The 15923-nt window shown below is 66.3% G+C and carries 15 protein-coding genes; 7 read left to right on the plus strand and 8 right to left on the minus strand.

Translation table 11 applies throughout. From position 1 onward, the window contains the following. Positions 1-18: 18 nt before the first annotated feature. From AC07NT_RS13635 to AC07NT_RS13655, 5 genes are all read right to left on the minus strand, one after another. On the minus strand, positions 19-1131 hold the full coding sequence (locus AC07NT_RS13635) for a TRAP transporter substrate-binding protein (RefSeq protein ID WP_498599676.1): 1113 nt from the start codon (positions 1129-1131) through the stop codon (positions 19-21). A 128-nt stretch (positions 1132-1259) separates the two neighbouring features. Continuing rightward, complete coding sequence (locus AC07NT_RS13640; protein ID WP_498599630.1) at positions 1260-1859, minus strand: ABC-type transport auxiliary lipoprotein family protein; 600 nt, start codon at positions 1857-1859, stop codon at positions 1260-1262. 11 nt (positions 1860-1870) lie between these two features. Then, on the minus strand, positions 1871-2803 hold the full coding sequence (locus tag AC07NT_RS13645) for an MlaD family protein (protein WP_498599629.1): 933 nt from the start codon (positions 2801-2803) through the stop codon (positions 1871-1873). 14 nt (positions 2804-2817) lie between these two features. Beyond that, positions 2818-3603, minus strand: a complete 786-nt coding sequence (locus AC07NT_RS13650; RefSeq protein ID WP_498599627.1) for an ABC transporter ATP-binding protein — start codon at positions 3601-3603, stop codon at positions 2818-2820. Continuing rightward, on the minus strand, positions 3600-4718 hold the full coding sequence (locus tag AC07NT_RS13655) for an MlaE family ABC transporter permease (protein ID WP_498599625.1): 1119 nt from the start codon (positions 4716-4718) through the stop codon (positions 3600-3602). The genes AC07NT_RS13650 and AC07NT_RS13655 overlap by 4 nt, the downstream gene beginning before the upstream one ends. Positions 4719-4815: 97 nt before the next feature. On the opposite strand from AC07NT_RS13655, the gene AC07NT_RS13660 reads away from it, so the two are divergent. From AC07NT_RS13660 to AC07NT_RS13675, 4 genes are all read left to right on the plus strand, one after another. Beyond that, positions 4816-5598 carry an enoyl-CoA hydratase/isomerase family protein gene (locus tag AC07NT_RS13660; protein ID WP_498599623.1) on the plus strand — a complete coding sequence of 261 codons (783 nt, stop codon included), beginning with the start codon at positions 4816-4818 and terminating at the stop codon, positions 5596-5598. A gap of 44 nt (positions 5599-5642) precedes the next feature. Continuing rightward, on the plus strand, positions 5643-6560 hold the full coding sequence (locus AC07NT_RS13665) for an RNA polymerase sigma-70 factor (RefSeq protein ID WP_498599621.1): 918 nt from the start codon (positions 5643-5645) through the stop codon (positions 6558-6560). A 48-nt stretch (positions 6561-6608) separates the two neighbouring features. Continuing rightward, positions 6609-7088, plus strand: coding sequence for a carboxymuconolactone decarboxylase family protein (locus AC07NT_RS13670; RefSeq protein WP_498599619.1), 480 nt, complete (start codon positions 6609-6611; stop codon positions 7086-7088). A 95-nt stretch (positions 7089-7183) separates the two neighbouring features. Beyond that, positions 7184-8680: a DASS family sodium-coupled anion symporter gene (locus AC07NT_RS13675; RefSeq protein WP_498599617.1), complete on the plus strand. Its 1497-nt coding sequence runs from the start codon at positions 7184-7186 to the stop codon at positions 8678-8680. Between the two features lie 3 nt (positions 8681-8683). On the opposite strand, the gene AC07NT_RS13680 is transcribed toward AC07NT_RS13675, so the two are convergent. Next, positions 8684-9583 (minus strand): LysR family transcriptional regulator, encoded by a 900-nt coding sequence (locus AC07NT_RS13680; protein WP_498599615.1) that lies wholly within the window; start codon positions 9581-9583, stop codon positions 8684-8686. Between the two features lie 90 nt (positions 9584-9673). Between AC07NT_RS13680 and AC07NT_RS13685 the strand changes: the two genes are divergently transcribed. Both AC07NT_RS13685 and AC07NT_RS13690 read left to right on the plus strand, forming a co-directional pair. Then, positions 9674-11185: a CoA-acylating methylmalonate-semialdehyde dehydrogenase gene (locus AC07NT_RS13685; protein ID WP_498599614.1), complete on the plus strand. Its 1512-nt coding sequence runs from the start codon at positions 9674-9676 to the stop codon at positions 11183-11185. Positions 11186-11304: 119 nt separating this feature from the next. Further along, a complete protein-coding gene (locus AC07NT_RS13690; protein WP_498599613.1) occupies positions 11305-13017 on the plus strand; it encodes a GMC family oxidoreductase in 1713 nt (570 codons plus the stop codon). A 37-nt stretch (positions 13018-13054) separates the two neighbouring features. Here AC07NT_RS13690 and AC07NT_RS13695 read toward each other — a convergent pair whose 3' ends face one another. Continuing rightward, complete coding sequence (locus AC07NT_RS13695; RefSeq protein ID WP_498599611.1) at positions 13055-13375, minus strand: hypothetical protein; 321 nt, start codon at positions 13373-13375, stop codon at positions 13055-13057. Between the two features lie 62 nt (positions 13376-13437). Then, entirely contained in the window at positions 13438-14889 is a 1452-nt protein-coding gene (locus AC07NT_RS13700; RefSeq protein WP_498599609.1) for an ammonium transporter, read from the minus strand. A gap of 273 nt (positions 14890-15162) precedes the next feature. On the opposite strand from AC07NT_RS13700, the gene AC07NT_RS13705 reads away from it, so the two are divergent. Next, entirely contained in the window at positions 15163-15921 is a 759-nt protein-coding gene (locus AC07NT_RS13705; protein ID WP_498599607.1) for a sulfite exporter TauE/SafE family protein, read from the plus strand. Positions 15922-15923 lie beyond the last annotated feature (2 nt).

The following is a 15923-nucleotide window of genomic DNA, read 5'->3' on the forward strand; positions in this document are numbered from 1 at the left end:
GGATGCGCCGGGCCGGGCTCAGGCCTTCTTGGCGGCGCTTTTGGGCGGGTTGCTGTAGGCGAAGCTGGAGTAGGTGTGCTCGGCAAACCGGTGCCAGAGCATGATCTCGGCACGGAACTTCTTCCAGGGCTCGTAGATCTTCTTGAAGGCCGGGTTCTTGGCGGCCTCTTCCTCGTACAGGTCGAAGGCAGCATCCTGGGCCTTGCGCATCAACTCGACCGGGTAGGCATGCAGCTTCACGCCGGCGCCGACCAGTCGCTTGAGCGCATCAGGGTTCTTGAAGTCGTACTTGGCCATCATGTCCAGATTGGCCTCGGCCGCAGCAGCTTCGAAAGCGGCCTGGAAGTCCTTGGGCAGGCTGTCCCAGGCCTTGCTGTTGATGTAGAAGGAGTACATCGAGTTGCTCTCCCACCAGCCGGGGTAGTAGTAGTGCGGGGCCACCTTGTAGAAGCCGAGCTTCTCGTCGTCGTAGGGACCCACCCACTCGGCCGCGTCGATGGTGCCTTTTTCCAGTGCGGGGTAGATGTCACCACCGGCGATCTGCTGCGGCACGGCGCCCAGGCGGGACATGACCTCACCGCCCAGGCCGGCGATGCGCATCTTCAGGCCCTTGAGGTCGGCCGTGCTCTTGATCTCACGACGGAACCAGCCGCCCATCTGCACGCCGGTGTTGCCGCCGGGAAAACTCACGATGTTGTAGTCGCGTAGGAAATCGCGCACCAGCTGCAGGCCGCCGCCATAGTACATCCAGGCGTTCTGCTGGCGCTGGTTCATGCCGAAGGGCACCGTGGTCTCGAAGCCAAAGGCTCGGTTCTTGCCCACGAAGTAGTAGCTGGCCGTGTGCCCGAGCTCCACGCTGCCGGTCTGCACGGCGTCGACCACGCCAAAAGCGGGAACGATCTCGCCGGCCGCATGCACCGTGATCTGGAACTTGCCGCCGGTGATTTCCGCCAGCCGCTTGGACAGCACCTCGGCACCGCCATAGATGGTGTCCAGGCTCTTGGGAAAACTCGAAGCCAGACGCCAGCGCACCGTGGGGCTGGTCTGGGCAACCGCAACCATGGGCACAGCCAGGGCGGCACCGGCCGCGCCGGCAGTCACACTCTTGGAAACAAACGAACGACGATCCAGTTTCATGGGTAAGCTCCTCAGCTAGTAAAAGGATGCTTACTTGGCCGCAAGGACCATGCCTGATTCAGGACACGCATGGTGTGCGGCCACGCACCAAGCTGGCGTCATTGGTTTTTATTGGTCGTGCATCAACGCTGCATCTGCAGCCATTGCACCAATTCGGTCACCGCCGTTTCGGTCGCCGCGTTGAGCGCCCGTACGCCGCCAGCCGCATCGGCGCTGGGCGCCGGCTGTTGCAATTGCCAGTCCCGCTGCGCCAGCAACTGCTCGCCGCCAGCCATGCGTTGCAGCAGACTGGCGCGCAGGCGCAGCAGACCGCTGCTTTCCTGCGCCGCGGTGAACAGCTGGCTGAACTCCTCGAGCTCGATGTGCAGGACTCTGGGCGCCGTCTCACCCGAGGGCGGCAGCGCAAACGAACGCCCCAGGCCTTCGCGCAGACGCTGCTGCAAAAGCTCGGCCGGCGCCATGGCCCAGCGCGCCTGGCTGTAGGCGCGCAGCTGCTGCGCATCGGCATAAGCCAGACGGTAGAGCATGGCCGGGCTGTCCAGCGCCGGACTGGCCTGTACGCGCAGGGCCAGCATCGGGCGGAGATTCGAAGGACTTACGGAGGTTGTGGCAACGGGCGGGCCGAAGTCGTAGCGCAAGGGCGCCGGGGCCCGCTCGGGCAGGGCGCAGGCGCTCAGCAAAGTGGCGGTCAGCAGCCAGGACCAGCGCGTCACGGTAGACACATCGATGCTCCTCATCTTGTACCTCGCGGCACGGAAAAACCGGGCTCGCCCGGACCGGGCAGGGCCAGGGCCGGGCCGTAGATCAGGGCCTGGGGATTCTCGTCCAGGGCAGCAGCCGTGCGGCCCAACTGACGCACCGTGCGCGCGGCCTCGTCAAGCGTGCGGTTCAGGCGCGGCAGGCTGCTCTGCTGCACGGCCTGGCCAGTGCCTGCCAGCGCGCCCACGCCCTGCTGCAGCTGGTCCAGCGTGCCGCCGGGCTGCTGCAGGCGCAGCGCCAGGCGGCCGTATTCATCAGCGGTCTTGCGCACCTGGTCGGCGCTGGCACCCACGGTATTGGCCGATTCGCGCATCGCCTGGAAAGACACGCGCGCCTCCTGCATCGCCGGTGGCACGGCCGCGGCGGCCTCACCAAGGGCATCGATGCTCTTGCGCAGGGCCCGCTGGTTGTCGCTGGCCAGCAGCTGGTTGACACGGCGCGTGGTCTCCTCCAGCTGGGCCAGGATGCGTTCGCCCTGACGCGACCACTGATCCACCAGCCCCGGGCGCATGGGGATGCGCGGCGTCTGGCCGCCCGCAGCGGCCAGCGGATCGCGTGATTCGCCACTGTCATCGAGCTGCACAAAAGCGATGCCGGTCAACCCCTGGTAACCCAGCGTGGCATAGGTCGAGCGGGTGATGGGGGCGCCGGCGTCGAGATCCAGGCGCACCAGCACCTGGCCCGGGTTCAGCGGGTCGAAACCGATGTCGGCCACCTTGCCGATCTTGACCCCGCGAAAGCGCACCGAGGCCTGCGACTGCAGGCCGGTGACGGCATCGCGCGTGGACACCTCGTAGCTGCGCACCGCCCCCGCCTCGCGCGTGAGCCAGACGGCCAGGGCCACCAGCAATGCAGCGATCACCAGCACGAAGGCGCCAGCCGCCAGCGCATGAGCCTTGTTTTCCATAAGCTGCTTTCTACCTATTTCGGCGAATCATGCAACACGGTCTGGGCCCGTCGTCCGCGCTCGCCGAGGAAGAAGTCACGGATGAAGGGGTGGGGAAAGGCCATGACCTCCTGCGGCGTTCCGCTGACGATGACACGTTGCTCGGCCAGCACCGCCACCCGCGTGCTCAGTTCGAAGATGGTATCGAGATCGTGCGTGACCATCACCACGGTCAGGCCCAGTTCATGGTGCAGTGAGCGCAGCAGCACGCAAAAATCGTCAGCGCTGTCGGGGTCGAGGCCGGCGGTGGGCTCGTCCAGCAGCAGCAGAGGCGGATCCATGATCAGGGCACGCGCCAGCGCCACCCGCTTGACCATGCCGCCCGAGAGATCGGACGGCATCTTGTGCGCGTGCGACGGGTCCAGCCCCACCATCTGCAATTTCACTAGCGCCGCGTCACGCACCAGTTCGTCCGGTAGGGTACGCAGCTCCCGCAGGGGGAAGGCGATGTTGTCCAGCACGCTGAACGCAGAGAACAACGCGCCGTGCTGGAACAGCATGCCCACGCGACTGGCCGCGCCAGGAGCGCCGAGCTCGCTGGCCGGCCGGCCCAGCACACTGACGCGCCCGCGCGCGGGCCGCTCCAGCCCCAGCATCTGGCGTAGCAGCACGGTCTTGCCGCTGCCCGAGCCACCGACGACGGACATCAGCTCGCCGTTGTCGATGCGCAGATTCAGCCGGTTGTGCACCACGGACTTGCGCCCGGCGCTGCGAAACACCGAGGACAATCCTTCGATCTCGACCACCGGTGCGCTGCTCATATGCCTATGTTCCTGAACACCACGGCGAACAGCGCATCGACCAGGATGACCACCGTGATTGACACCACCACCGAGGCCGTGGTGCCCTGGCCCAGGCTTTCGGTATTGGGTTTGACGCGCAGGCCGAAATGGCAGCCCACCAGGGCGATGAACACACCGAAGACCACCGACTTGGCCGTGGCCAGGCTCAGGTTGGAGGCCTGCACCGCGTCGGGCAGGGCCAGCAGGAAATAGGCCGGCGACACGCCCATGGTGAGATCGGCCGCGATCATGCCGCCCAACAGGGCGGCCAGCGTGGTCCAGACCGAGACCAGGGGCATGGCCACGGCCAAGGCCAGCACCCTAGGCAGCACCAGTCGCCAGCCGCGCGCGATGCCCAGCACGCGCATGGCGTCGATCTCCTCGGTCACCCGCATCACACCGATCTGCGCCGTGATGGTCGAGCCCGAACGCCCGGCCACCAGGATGGCGCCCAGCACCGGCCCCAGTTCGCGGATCACCGAGATGCCCAGCAGGTTGACGATATAGGGATCGGCGCCGAAAAGCTGCAGCTGTTGCGCCATCAGGTAGGCCAGCACCACGCCGATCAGGAAGCCCACCAGGGCCGTGATGGGCAGGGCCGTGGCACCGATGTGATACAGGTGGCCCGAGAAGTCACGCCAGGGCCCGAGCCGTGGCGCGCGCAGCAGGCGCAGCAGGTCCAGTGCCAGCTGGCCGACCAGGCGCAGCATGCCCTGCAGATGGCCCAGCACCAGCAGGACCTGGCCACCCAGGCGCTGCCAGAGATAGACCGGCCCATGGTGTTCGCGCGGCGGCATGGCCACCGTGTAACGCGCGACGCGTTCGAGCATGGTGCGCTGGGCCGGCAGGGTTTCGAGCTGGCCCGGCCAGCGCCGGCCCCAGCTGTTCCAAAGCAGCTGCGCACCCGTATGGTCCAGGCGCTGGATCTCGCGCAAGTCCCAGGCCTGCAGCGCGGCACTGTCCCGCAGAATGCCCTGCAAGGCCTTCCAGGTCTGCGGTTCGGCCAGCCGCGCAGCGGTCCACTGGCCCTGCAGCACAGCCCCCGCTCCCTGTGCGAGGGGCTGCCGGCTGATGCGGGGCGGGAGGTCGGCCATGTCAGCGTTTTGTGCGGTTGTTGTGGGCTAGTCTGCGATGGTAAGCGGGATTTCACCGCCACAATAGCGGCATCACATGCAGACCTCAGGAGAGCCCATGAGCGCCACCCCCGCCACCGATGAACTGCTGATCGAGCAACGCGGCCCCGTGCTGTGGCTGACGATCCACCGCGAAGCGCGCCGCAACGCGGTCAGCCACAGTGTGTTGGGGGCGATGGCCAGCGCCATCGACACCGCCCAGCGGCAACGTGAGCTGCGCGCCATCGTCGTCACCGGCACGGGCAACAAGGCCTTCTGCGCCGGCGCCGACCTGCAGGCCGACCAGGCCTTCACCACCGACTACTCCGAGCCCCAGGGCCACGTGGCGCGTGTGCTGCGCGCGGCCAAGGCCAGCACCGTGCCGCTGATCGCGCGGGTCAACGGCGCCTGCATGGCCGGTGGCATGGGCCTGCTCGCCATGTGTGACCTGGCGGTGGCGGCCCGCCATGCCACCTTCGGCCTGCCGGAAGTGAAAGTCGGTGTGTTCCCCGCACAGGTACTCAGCGTGCTGCAGCACCAGATCCCGCGGCGCAAGCTGGCCGAACTCTGCCTGACCGGTGAACCGCTGACCTCCGCCGAGGCGCTGGAATATGGCCTGGTGAACTACGTGGACGACGATGTGGACGCGCGCCTCCAATGGCTGCTGGAACGCTTGCTGGACAAGTCCCCGGCCGCCATCCGCCGCGGTCTGTACACCATGAAGAAGATCGAGAGCATGGCCTTCGAGGAGGCCATGTCCTTCACCGAAAGCCAGATCGCGCTTTTCACCTTGACCGAAGACGCCAAGGAGGGGCAGGCCGCCTTCAAGGAAAAGCGCAAGCCGGTCTGGCCGGGACGCTGAGGCAGAACTGTCACAAAACCGGGAGCTGGTTCGTCTAGGGTTCTATGGACGACACAACCCGTTTTTTCAATACCCTGCGCCCCCGCCTGCAGGCCATCGCCTATCGCATGCTGGGCACTGTGGCCGAGGCCGAAGAACTGGTACAGGACGTCTGGCTGCGCTGGCACGAGGCCGAGCAAGCGGAGCTGGACAACGCCGAGGCCTGGCTGGTCACAGTGACCACCCGCCTGGCCATCGACCGCCTGCGCGCGGCCAAGGTCCAGCGCGAGCACTACACCGGCTTCTGGCTGCCCGAGCCCCAGCTCACCCCCGCAGATGGGCCCGCCAGCCCCGAGCAGGTGCTGGAACGCGCCGACGACATCTCCATGGCCTTCCTGGCCCTGCTGGAACGCCTGGCGCCCGAGGCGCGGGCAGCTTTCCTGCTGCGCGAAGTCTTCGATGCCGACTACGACGAGGTGGCGCGCGCCCTGGGCAAGAGCGAAGCCGCCTGCCGCCAGATCGTTTCGCGCGCCAAGGCCCAGTTGAAAGAAGGCCGGGTGCGCCAGCCAGTTTCGCCCGACACCCACTACAAATTGCTCAGCGGTTTCGCCGATGCCGCGCGGCGTGGTGACTTCTCTGCCCTGCAGGCCCTGTTGGCCGAAGACGCCGAGCTGATCGGCGACGGCGGCGGCAAGGTACCGAGCTTTGGCAAGGTGCTGGCCGGCGGCGCGCGCATTGCCCAGCTCTACCTGGCCCTCTGGATGCGCGGTGACAAGGGCGAGCTGTCCCTGCGCCTGGAACTGGCCCACCTCAATGGCCAGTGGGGACTGCTGCGCTTCGTCGACGGCCAGCTGGAATCGGCGCAGAGCTTTGAAAGCGACGGTCGGCGCATCACACGCATCCATGTGCAGCGCAACCCGGACAAGCTGCAGCGCCTGGCCCAGGCCTGGGCTGTCACAAAAGCAGGGGGTACTCCGTCTTGAGGAGTGGAAGCATCGTCTTCACAACCCTCATCACCGGAGTACCCCACCATGACCCAACGCCTTGATTACGCCCGCCTGTCGTCCGAGCTGTTCCGCAAATACCTGGACTTCAGCCTGGCGCTGAAGAAGAGCAGCCTTGAAGCCGGCCTGCAACACCTCGTCACCCTGCGCGCCTCGCAACTCAACGGCTGCGCCTTCTGTGTCGACATGCACGTCAAGGAAGCCCGCATCGACGGCGAACGCGAGTTGCGCCTGCACCATGTGGCCATCTGGCACGAATCGCCCCTGTTCTCGCCGCGTGAGCGCGCCGCTCTGGCCTGGACCGAACTGCTCACGCGCCTGCCCGCCCACGGCGTGAGCGACGCCGACTATCAGGCTGCGCGCGCCGAGTTCAGCGAGCAGGAAATGGCCGACCTGAGCTTTGCCATCGTGGGCATCAACGGCTGGAACCGCCTTTCCATCGGTTTCGCTGCGGTGCCGGGGTCCATGGACAAGGCCTATGGACTGGACAAGGCCGGCCTGCTCTGACCGGCCTGGCCGCGGCGCCCGGGCTTGATCCATATCAAACCACGCCGCGGTCCAGGGCCTAGCATGGCGTCACCCCAACTCAAGGAGGAGACACCATGGTCACCCAGGAAAGCTCCAAGGAATCCGTCCACGTCGCAGGCTTGCTGGCCGCGCTGGCTGGCCTCGTCGGCGTCATGCTGCTGCCCCAGCCTACCGGCCTGCCGGTGGCCGGGCAGATCATGCTGGGCCTGCTGCTGTTCTCCGTCATCCTCTGGGTGACGGAAGCAGTGGACTACGCGATCAGCGCCGTACTCATCACGACGCTCATGGCCTTCATGCTCGGCCTGGCACCCAATGCGGCCAAGCCCGATGCCGATCTGGGCACCAGCGCGGCGCTCACACTCGCGCTCGGCGGCTTTGCCAACACCGCGCTGGCGCTGGTGGCGGCGGCCTGCTTCCTTTCGGCGGCCATGACCATCACCGGGCTGGACAAGCGCATCGCACTCTTCATCCTGTCCAAGGTCGGTGCGCAGACCCATCATGTGCTGATTGGCGCCATCCTGGTAGGCATCGTGCTGTCCTTCCTGGTGCCTTCGACCACCGCGCGCGTCGCCTGCCTGGTTCCCATTATCCTGGGCATCATCCATGCCTTCGGCGTGGACCAGCGCTCGCGTTTTGCCGGCCTGCTGATGATCGCCACCGCGCAGGCCGCCTCGATCTGGAACGTGGGCGTCAAGACCGCCGCTGCGCAGAACATGGTGGCCATCGGTTTCATCGAAAAAGCCTACGGACAGACCATCACCTGGAGCGACTGGCTGATCGCCGCGGCGCCCTGGTCCATCGGAATGTCCATCGCGCTGTATTTCGTGATGATCAAGATGATGCCGCCCGAGACGAAGGAAATCGCCGGCGGCAAGGAAACCATACGCCTGGCTCTGCATGCCCTGGGCCCCATGAGCTGGGCCGAGAAGAAGCTGCTGTTCATCACCCTGGCCCTGCTGGGTTTCTGGGCCACCGAGAAAGTGCTGCACCCCTTCGACACCTCGTCCACCACCATCGCCGCGATCGCGCTGATGTTCACCCCCGGCATCGGCGTCATGGGCTGGAAGCAGGCGCAATCACGCATCCCCTGGGGCACCATCGTGCTCTTCGGCACCGGCATCAGCCTGGGCACCGCCCTCTTGCAGACCAAGGCCGCGGCCTGGCTGGCCAACATCATCGTAGCCAACCTGGGCCTGGTGGGCGCCTCCGCCTTCACGATCCTGGCCCTGCTCTCGCTCTTCCTGATCGTGGTGCACCTGGGTTTTGCCAGCGCCACCGCCCTGGCCTCGGCCATGATCCCCATCATGATCAGCGTGCTGCAGCAGATCGCCGGCGGCCCGGATGCGGCGCCCATGAACCTGGTGGGCATGACCATGCTGCTGCAGTTCGTCGTGAGCTTTGGTTTCATCCTGCCCGTCAACGCGCCACAGAACATGGTGGCCTACGGCACCGACACCTTCACGGTGAAGGACTTCGTGCGCACGGGACTCGTGCTCACGGTGATCGGCTTTGCGTTGGTGCTGCTGCTGGGGGCGACCTACTGGCAGTGGATGGGGTATCTGGGCAAATAGGGCTCAGCGCCAGACCTGCCCGAGCGCCGCCCAGGCGCTGACCAGCACCGGCTCGCTGCGGCGCGCACGCAGGCAGACGAAGCACAGCTGGCAGTCCAGGCTCACGCGGTCGGCCACTACGAGGCCCCGCGCCTGGCTCTCGGTGATCGCGATCGATTCACGCACCAGGGACAATCCCACGCCAGAGCGCACCAGGTCCAGCATGGAGGCCTCCTGGTCCACCAGGGCCACCTGGCGCGGTGTCACCCCCAGCGGGCCGAACACGCCCGCCAGCAGGCGGTGGTGGGCCGAAGCCGGCGGTGTGGCGATCCAGGGCAGAGCGGCCAGGGCCTTCCAGTCGCGGCCCAACACCTGCTCGCCCCAGCCGGCCGGCGCCAGCACGCGGTAGCTGAAGCGCGAGAGCACGCGGGTCTCGTAGGGGCCCGCCGCCTCCGTCTCCCCCGGCAATCCGAGGTAGAAACCCACATCGAGCTCCCCGCGCGCCACCTGCGCCAGCACCTCGCCACTCATGCCCTGGCGCAGCTCGGTCTCGATCTGCGGCGCGGTCTCCACCAGTTCCTTGAGAAAAGCGCCCAGGCGCGTGAACTCGGGATCGAGGATGGTGCCTATGCGCAGGCGTCCGCGCACCGTACTGTGCAGGCTTTGCGCGGCCTGGCTGAAGTCGGCCAGCGCGGCCAGGGCCTTTTCCGCTTGCGGCAGCAGCGCCGCGCCATCGGGCGTGAGGGCCAGGCCGTGGGGCGTGCGCGTGAAGAGCTGCAAGCCTGTAAGTTCGGCGAGAGCCTTGAGCTGTAGGCTCACGGCGGGCTGGCTCAGGTGCAGGCGGGTGGCTGCGCGCGATACATTGCCCTCCCGCGCCACCGCTACGAAGGCGCGCAGGGCCTGGAGTTCGGGTGGGGCGTTCATATTTGGAATATTTATATCACCCTTGAGGGCAAATCATTGGAAAAGCGCCCGGACTTCCCCGACACTTGCGCATTCCCAGGAGACAACATCATGAGCATTACAAATATTGGCCATGCCATTGCCGGCCACATTACGGCGGGCAATTCGGGCCGCGCACAGGACGTCTACAACCCCGCCACGGGCACCGTCAGCAGGCGCGCAGCACTGGCCAATGCGGCCGAGGTCAGCCAGGCCGTGGCCGCTGCGCAAGCAGCCTTTCCCGCCTGGGCCGATACCTCGCCATTGCGTCGCGCGCGCATCCTCTTCAAGTTCCTCGAGCTCATGAACCAGCACCGCGACGAACTCGCGCGCCTGATCACGGCCGAGCACGGCAAGGTCTTCACTGACGCGCAGGGTGAGGTAACGCGTGGCATCGAGATCCTCGAATTCGCCACCGGCATCCCGCAGCTGCTCAAGGGCGACTACACCGAGCAGGTCTCCACCGGCATGGACAACTGGACCATGCGCCAGCCCCTGGGCGTGGTGGCCGGCATCACGCCCTTCAACTTCCCGGTCATGGTGCCCATGTGGATGTACCCCGTGGCCATCGCCTGCGGCAACACCTTCGTGCTCAAGCCCAGCCCCATCGACCCCAGCCCCTCTCTGCTGATGGCCGAGCTGCTGAAAAAAGCCGGCCTGCCCGACGGCGTGTTCAACGTGGTGCAGGGCGACAAGGAGGCCGTGGATGCCCTGCTGGCCCACCCGGACGTGAAGGCCGTGAGTTTTGTGGGCTCCACGCCCATCGCCAACTACATCTACGAAACCGGCGCGCACCACGGCAAGCGCGTGCAGGCCCTGGGCGGTGCCAAGAACCACATGGTGGTCATGCCCGACGCCGACCTGGACCAGGCCGTGGATGGCCTGATCGGTGCGGCCTTTGGCTCGGCCGGTGAACGCTGCATGGCGATCTCGGTGGCGGTGCTGGTGGGCGATGTGGCCGACAAGATCATGCCCAGGCTCATCGAGCGCACCAAGGCGCTGAAAATCAAGAATGGCATGGAGCTGGACGCCGAGATGGGCCCCATCGTGACCGGCATCGCGCACCAGCGCATCACGGGCTACATCGAGCAGGGCGTGAAGGAAGGCGCCAAGCTGCTGGTCGATGGGCGCGGCTTTCAGGGCAAGGCCGCCGGCGCTGGCTGCGACAACGGCTTCTGGCTGGGCGGCACGCTGTTTGATCACGTCACGCCATCCATGCGCATCTACAAGGAAGAGATCTTCGGCCCCGTGCTCTCCTGCGTGCGTGTGCCTGACTTCGCCACCGCCGTAAAACTCATCAACGACCACGAGTTCGGCAACGGTGTCTCCTGCTACACGCGTGACGGCCATGTGGCCCGCGAGTTCTCGCACCGCATCCAGGTGGGCATGGTGGGCATCAACGTACCCATTCCCGTGCCCATGGCCTGGCATGGCTTCGGCGGCTGGAAACGTTCGCTCTTCGGCGACATGCACGCCTACGGCGAAGAGGGCGTGCGTTTCTATACCAAGCAGAAGTCCATCATGCAACGCTGGCCCGAGAGCATAGGCAAGGGCGCCGAGTTCGCGATGCCGACGAGTAAATAGGCCCCCCTGAGTCGGCCCGAAGGCCGCCTTCCCCCCCAGGGGACGCCACCAGCAGCCCGGCGAAGCCGGTTCCGCGGTGGCCCCCGATTTGGCTTGGTTAGCGCATAAAGGTCTCTGCGATGAGCGACATGACTTTCGACTACATCATCATCGGCGCCGGCACTGCCGGCTGCCTGCTGGCCAACCGGCTCAGCATGGACGCGAGCAAGCGCGTGCTGCTGATCGAGGCCGGTCGCAAGGACGATTACCACTGGATCCATATCCCCGTGGGTTACCTCTACTGCATCGGTAACCCGCGCACCGACTGGCTCTACAACACCGAGCCGGCGGCCGGGCTGAACGGCCGCAGCCTGCGTTACCCGCGCGGCAAGACCCTGGGCGGTTGCTCCAGCATCAACGGCATGATCTATATGCGCGGCCAGTCGCGCGACTACGATCAGTGGGCGCAGCTGACTGGTGAGGACAGCTGGCGCTGGGACCGGGTTCTGCCCTATTTCAAGCACCACGAGGATTACTACAAGGGCGCCGATGCCCTGCACGGCACCCGGGGCGTGCCAACGGAGCTGCTCGACACGACGAAGCAACCCCCCGACCTCTACCGCAAGCTGATGCGCCACCACCAGACCGGCGGCGAATGGCGCATCGAGAAACAGCGCCTGCGCTGGGACGTGCTGGACGCCTTTGCCCAGGCTGCGCAACAGGCCGGCATCCCGGCCAGCGAGGACTTCAACCGCGGCAACAACGAGGGTGTGGGTTACTTCGAGGTCAACCAGAAGAGCGGTTGGCGCTGGAACACGGCCCAGGCCTTCCTGCGCCCGACCTGCTATGGCCGCCCCAACTTCGAACTCTGGACTTCGGCCCAGGCTGCGCAATTGGTGATCGAAACCGCGGCGGACGGCAACAAGGCCTGTACCGGCGTGCAGGTCTGGACCGGCCAGGAGATGGTCACGGCCACCGCCACACGCGAGGTGGTGCTGGCCGCCGGGAGCGTGGGCTCCACGCAGATCCTGCAGCTATCAGGCATCGGCCCCGCCGCGCTGCTGCGCCGGCAAGGTGTGCCCCTGGTGCACGAACTGCCAGGTGTCGGCGCCAATCTGCAGGACCACCTGCAGATCCGGTCCGTCTACAAGGTGCAGGGCGTGAAGACGCTCAACACCATGGCCAACTCACTGTGGGGCAAAGCCATGATCGGCCTGGAATACGCCTTCAAACGCAGCGGGCCCATGAGCATGGCGCCCAGCCAGCTTGGCGCCTTCACCAAAAGCGATCCCTCGCAGGCTTGGCCGAATCTTGAATACCACGTGCAGCCGCTTTCGCTGGACGCCTTCGGCGAGCCCTTGCACAGCTTCAATGCCTTCACCGCCAGCGTCTGCAACCTGAACCCGACGAGCCGCGGCAGCATCCAGATCCGCAGCAATCGCTTCGAGGATGCGCCGGCCATCGCACCGAACTATCTGAGCACAGAGCAGGACCGCAAGGTGGCGGCCGACTCACTGCGCGTGACACGCCGCATCGTGGAGCAACCCGCCCTGGCCCCCTACCAGCCGCAGGAATGGAAACCCGGCACGCAGTACCAGAGCGACGAGGAACTGGCGCGCCTGGCAGGCGACATTGCCACCACCATCTTCCATCCGGTGGGCACCACCCGCATGGGCCGGGCCGACGACCCCATGGCGGTCGTGGACCCGCAGCTGCGTGTGCGCGGCATCCGTGGCCTGCGCGTGGCCGATGCCGGCGTGATGCCCACCATCACCAGCGGGAATACCAACTCACCGACGCTGATGATCGCCGAGCGTGCAGCACATTGGATGATTCTGGACGCGAACGCCTAGGACAGATTCACACCGATTTCTCGGGCCAGAACGGGCCCTAGCGTATGCCCCGCACATAACGCTGCGCCTCGACCTCGGCACTTTCAGCGGCCGGCGGAACCAGTGTTTCCACGAGCGCGATCGGGCCGGGCTTGCGACGGCCGCGCTCACCCAGGGCCAGCGCGGCTTCAAGCTTGTCGGCCCACTCGGCCAGGTCCGGGTGGCCGTCTTCCTGGGCACTGGCGCGCGCAAAGCGCACCACTTCGACGGCATATTCCACATTGCTCGCCATCCATTCGGTGTCCGTGACACGTCCGGTCTTGCGTCGGAGCAAGACGTGCAGATGGGCGGCAATCGCCAGTTTCTCGCTCTCAAGCATGGTGGGCCTGCCTGTTCATACAAAAGTTTCTCAGGTGCGAACGAAGGGTGAGGGGACGATGCCTAGCTCCCCATGTGTTCCCGGTGCTGGGAAATGTCCAGTCCGGTCACTTCGGAGCGCTCGTCCACACGCAGCCCGAGGGTCGACTTGATCAGCAGCAAGAGCACGGCGCTGACCACGGCGCTGTAGGCCATCACCGCGACGACCCCCACGAGCTGCACCATGACGCTGCCCTCCACCCCGGAGATGGACTTGCTGGCCAGCAACCCCGTCAGCAGCGAGCCGACAATGCCGCCGATGCCGTGCACGCCGAAGACATCGAGCGAGTCATCGGCGCTGAGCATGCGCTTGAGGCCCGTCGCGCCCCAGTAGCAGGCCAGGCCCGCCACGGCACCAATAAAGAGCGCGCTGCGCGGCGTGACAAAACCGGCGGCCGGCGTGATGGCCACCAGGCCGGCGACCAGCCCTGAGCAAAGGCCCAGCAGGGAAGGGCGGCGGCGCACCAGCCACTCGCCCGCCATCCAGGCCAGCGCACCGGCCGCTGCGGCAATGTGCGTGACGGCCAGGGCCAGCCCCGCACGTCCGTCGGACGCCACCGCTGAACCCGCGTTAAACCCGAACCAGCCCACCCACAGCAGACCCGCACCGGCCATGGTCAGGCCCAGGTTGAAAGGTTCGAAGGCTTCCTTGCCGTAGTGGTGGCGAGGACCCAGGAAGTAGGCGCACATCAGCCCGGACACCCCGGCGTTGATGTGCACGACGGAGCCGCCTGCAAAATCCAGCACACCCATCTGGGCCAGCCAGCCCCCCGGCTCCCACACCCAGTGCGCCACCGGGGCATACACCAGGATGGACCACAGGGCGATGAACCAGAGCATGGCCGAGAAGCGCATGCGCTCGACGAAGGCGCCCACGATCAGGGCGGGGGTGATGATGGCGAAGGTCAGCTGGAACATCGCGTACACCGACTCAGGTACGTTGGGTGCCACATGGCTGACCGCCACCTTGCCGGCATCCTTCAGATAGTCCAGCCCCGCAAAACCGATGCGCCCCAGGCCACCCAGCCACTCGTTGCCCGGCATGAAGGCCAGGGAATAGCCCAGGCCGAACCACAGGATGCTGATCAGGGCGGCGATCGCCGTCACACTGGCCATGGTGTTGATGACACTCTTACGCCGCACCAGGCCGCCGTAGAACAGGGCGATGCCCGGCAAGGTCATGAGCAGCACAAGGGCCGTGGAGGTCATCATCCAGGCCGTATCAGCCCCATTGATCTTGTCCACGCTCACCAGGCCCGGCCGCGTGAGCGGCGGCTCCGCCGGGGGCGGGCTGGGGCTCACCACGGGGGCGGAGGGCGCCGGGCTGACCGGCTCGCCCACCACAGGACCCGCAGCGGCACTGAGCGGCGCAGGAGCCGCAGCGACGGCAGGTTCGGAGGGTGGCACCTGCGCCCCGAGGTTCCAACTGAGACAAAGCGCCAAGATGCCCGGGGCAAGCCGTCCAACGATGTGCATTTTTCTTCCCAACCGTGGTTTGTAAGCCGATTAAGCAAAACCTATGCCACGATGCGAAAGACCTGGGTACACGGTGCGGGCAAACCCCTAGGTTCGGGCCTGCCCCACTGCATTAAATTACGGCCACTCGCAAGCGCGCCACGAGCGCCGCATGAGAGGAACCGAGGAAGACTTTCGATCACACGAACAACAATATTGATACCATCCAGAGCAGATGGCGTTCCCAAGGCACCGCTAACCCCGGTGCCTTTTTATTTGTAGTTTCGGGTTCTCATGGAATTTTTTCTCGTCACGCTGGCCTCGCTGCTGGCCGGTTTTGTCGATGCCGTCGTGGGCGGCGGGGGTCTGGTCCTGCTGCCCGCGCTGTTCGCCACCTATCCCACGGCCCACGCGGCCACCCTGCTGGGCACCAACAAGTCCGCCTCGGTTTGGGGCACGGCCTTTGCCTCGGTGCAGTACGCCCGCCGCGTGGAGATACGCTGGAGCGCCCTGCTGCCCGCCATGGGCCTGTCCTTTGCCGGGTCCCTGGCCGGGGCCTGGGTTGTCACGCTGATCTCGCCGGATTTCCTGCGCCGGCTGCTGCCTGCCGTGCTGGTCGGGGTGCTGGCCTACACGCTGATGAAGAAGGAACTGGGGCGCCACCATGCGCCGCGTTTCACCGGCCGCCAGGAGCTGCTGGCCGCCGGCAGCGTGGGCGGGGTGATCGGCTTTTACGACGGCTTCTTCGGCCCGGGCACGGGCAGCTTCTTTGTCTTCCTGCTGGTGCGCTGGCTGGGGTATGACTTCCTGCACGCCTCGGCCAGCGCCAAGCTGCTGAACCTGAGCAGCAACCTGGCCGCGCTGATCCTGTTCGCCGTCAAGGGCTATGTCTGGTGGCATTTCGCACTGGCACTGGCACTGGCCAATGTCGTCGGCAGCCTGCTGGGCACGCGCATGGCGCTCAAACACGGCGCCGGTTTCGTGCGCGGAGTGTTCATCCTGGTGGTCAGCGCGCTGATCCTCAAGACCGGCTACGACGCCTTTCTGCGCTAGGC

The organism is Hylemonella sp. GW821-FHT10B10 (assembly GCF_059415585.1).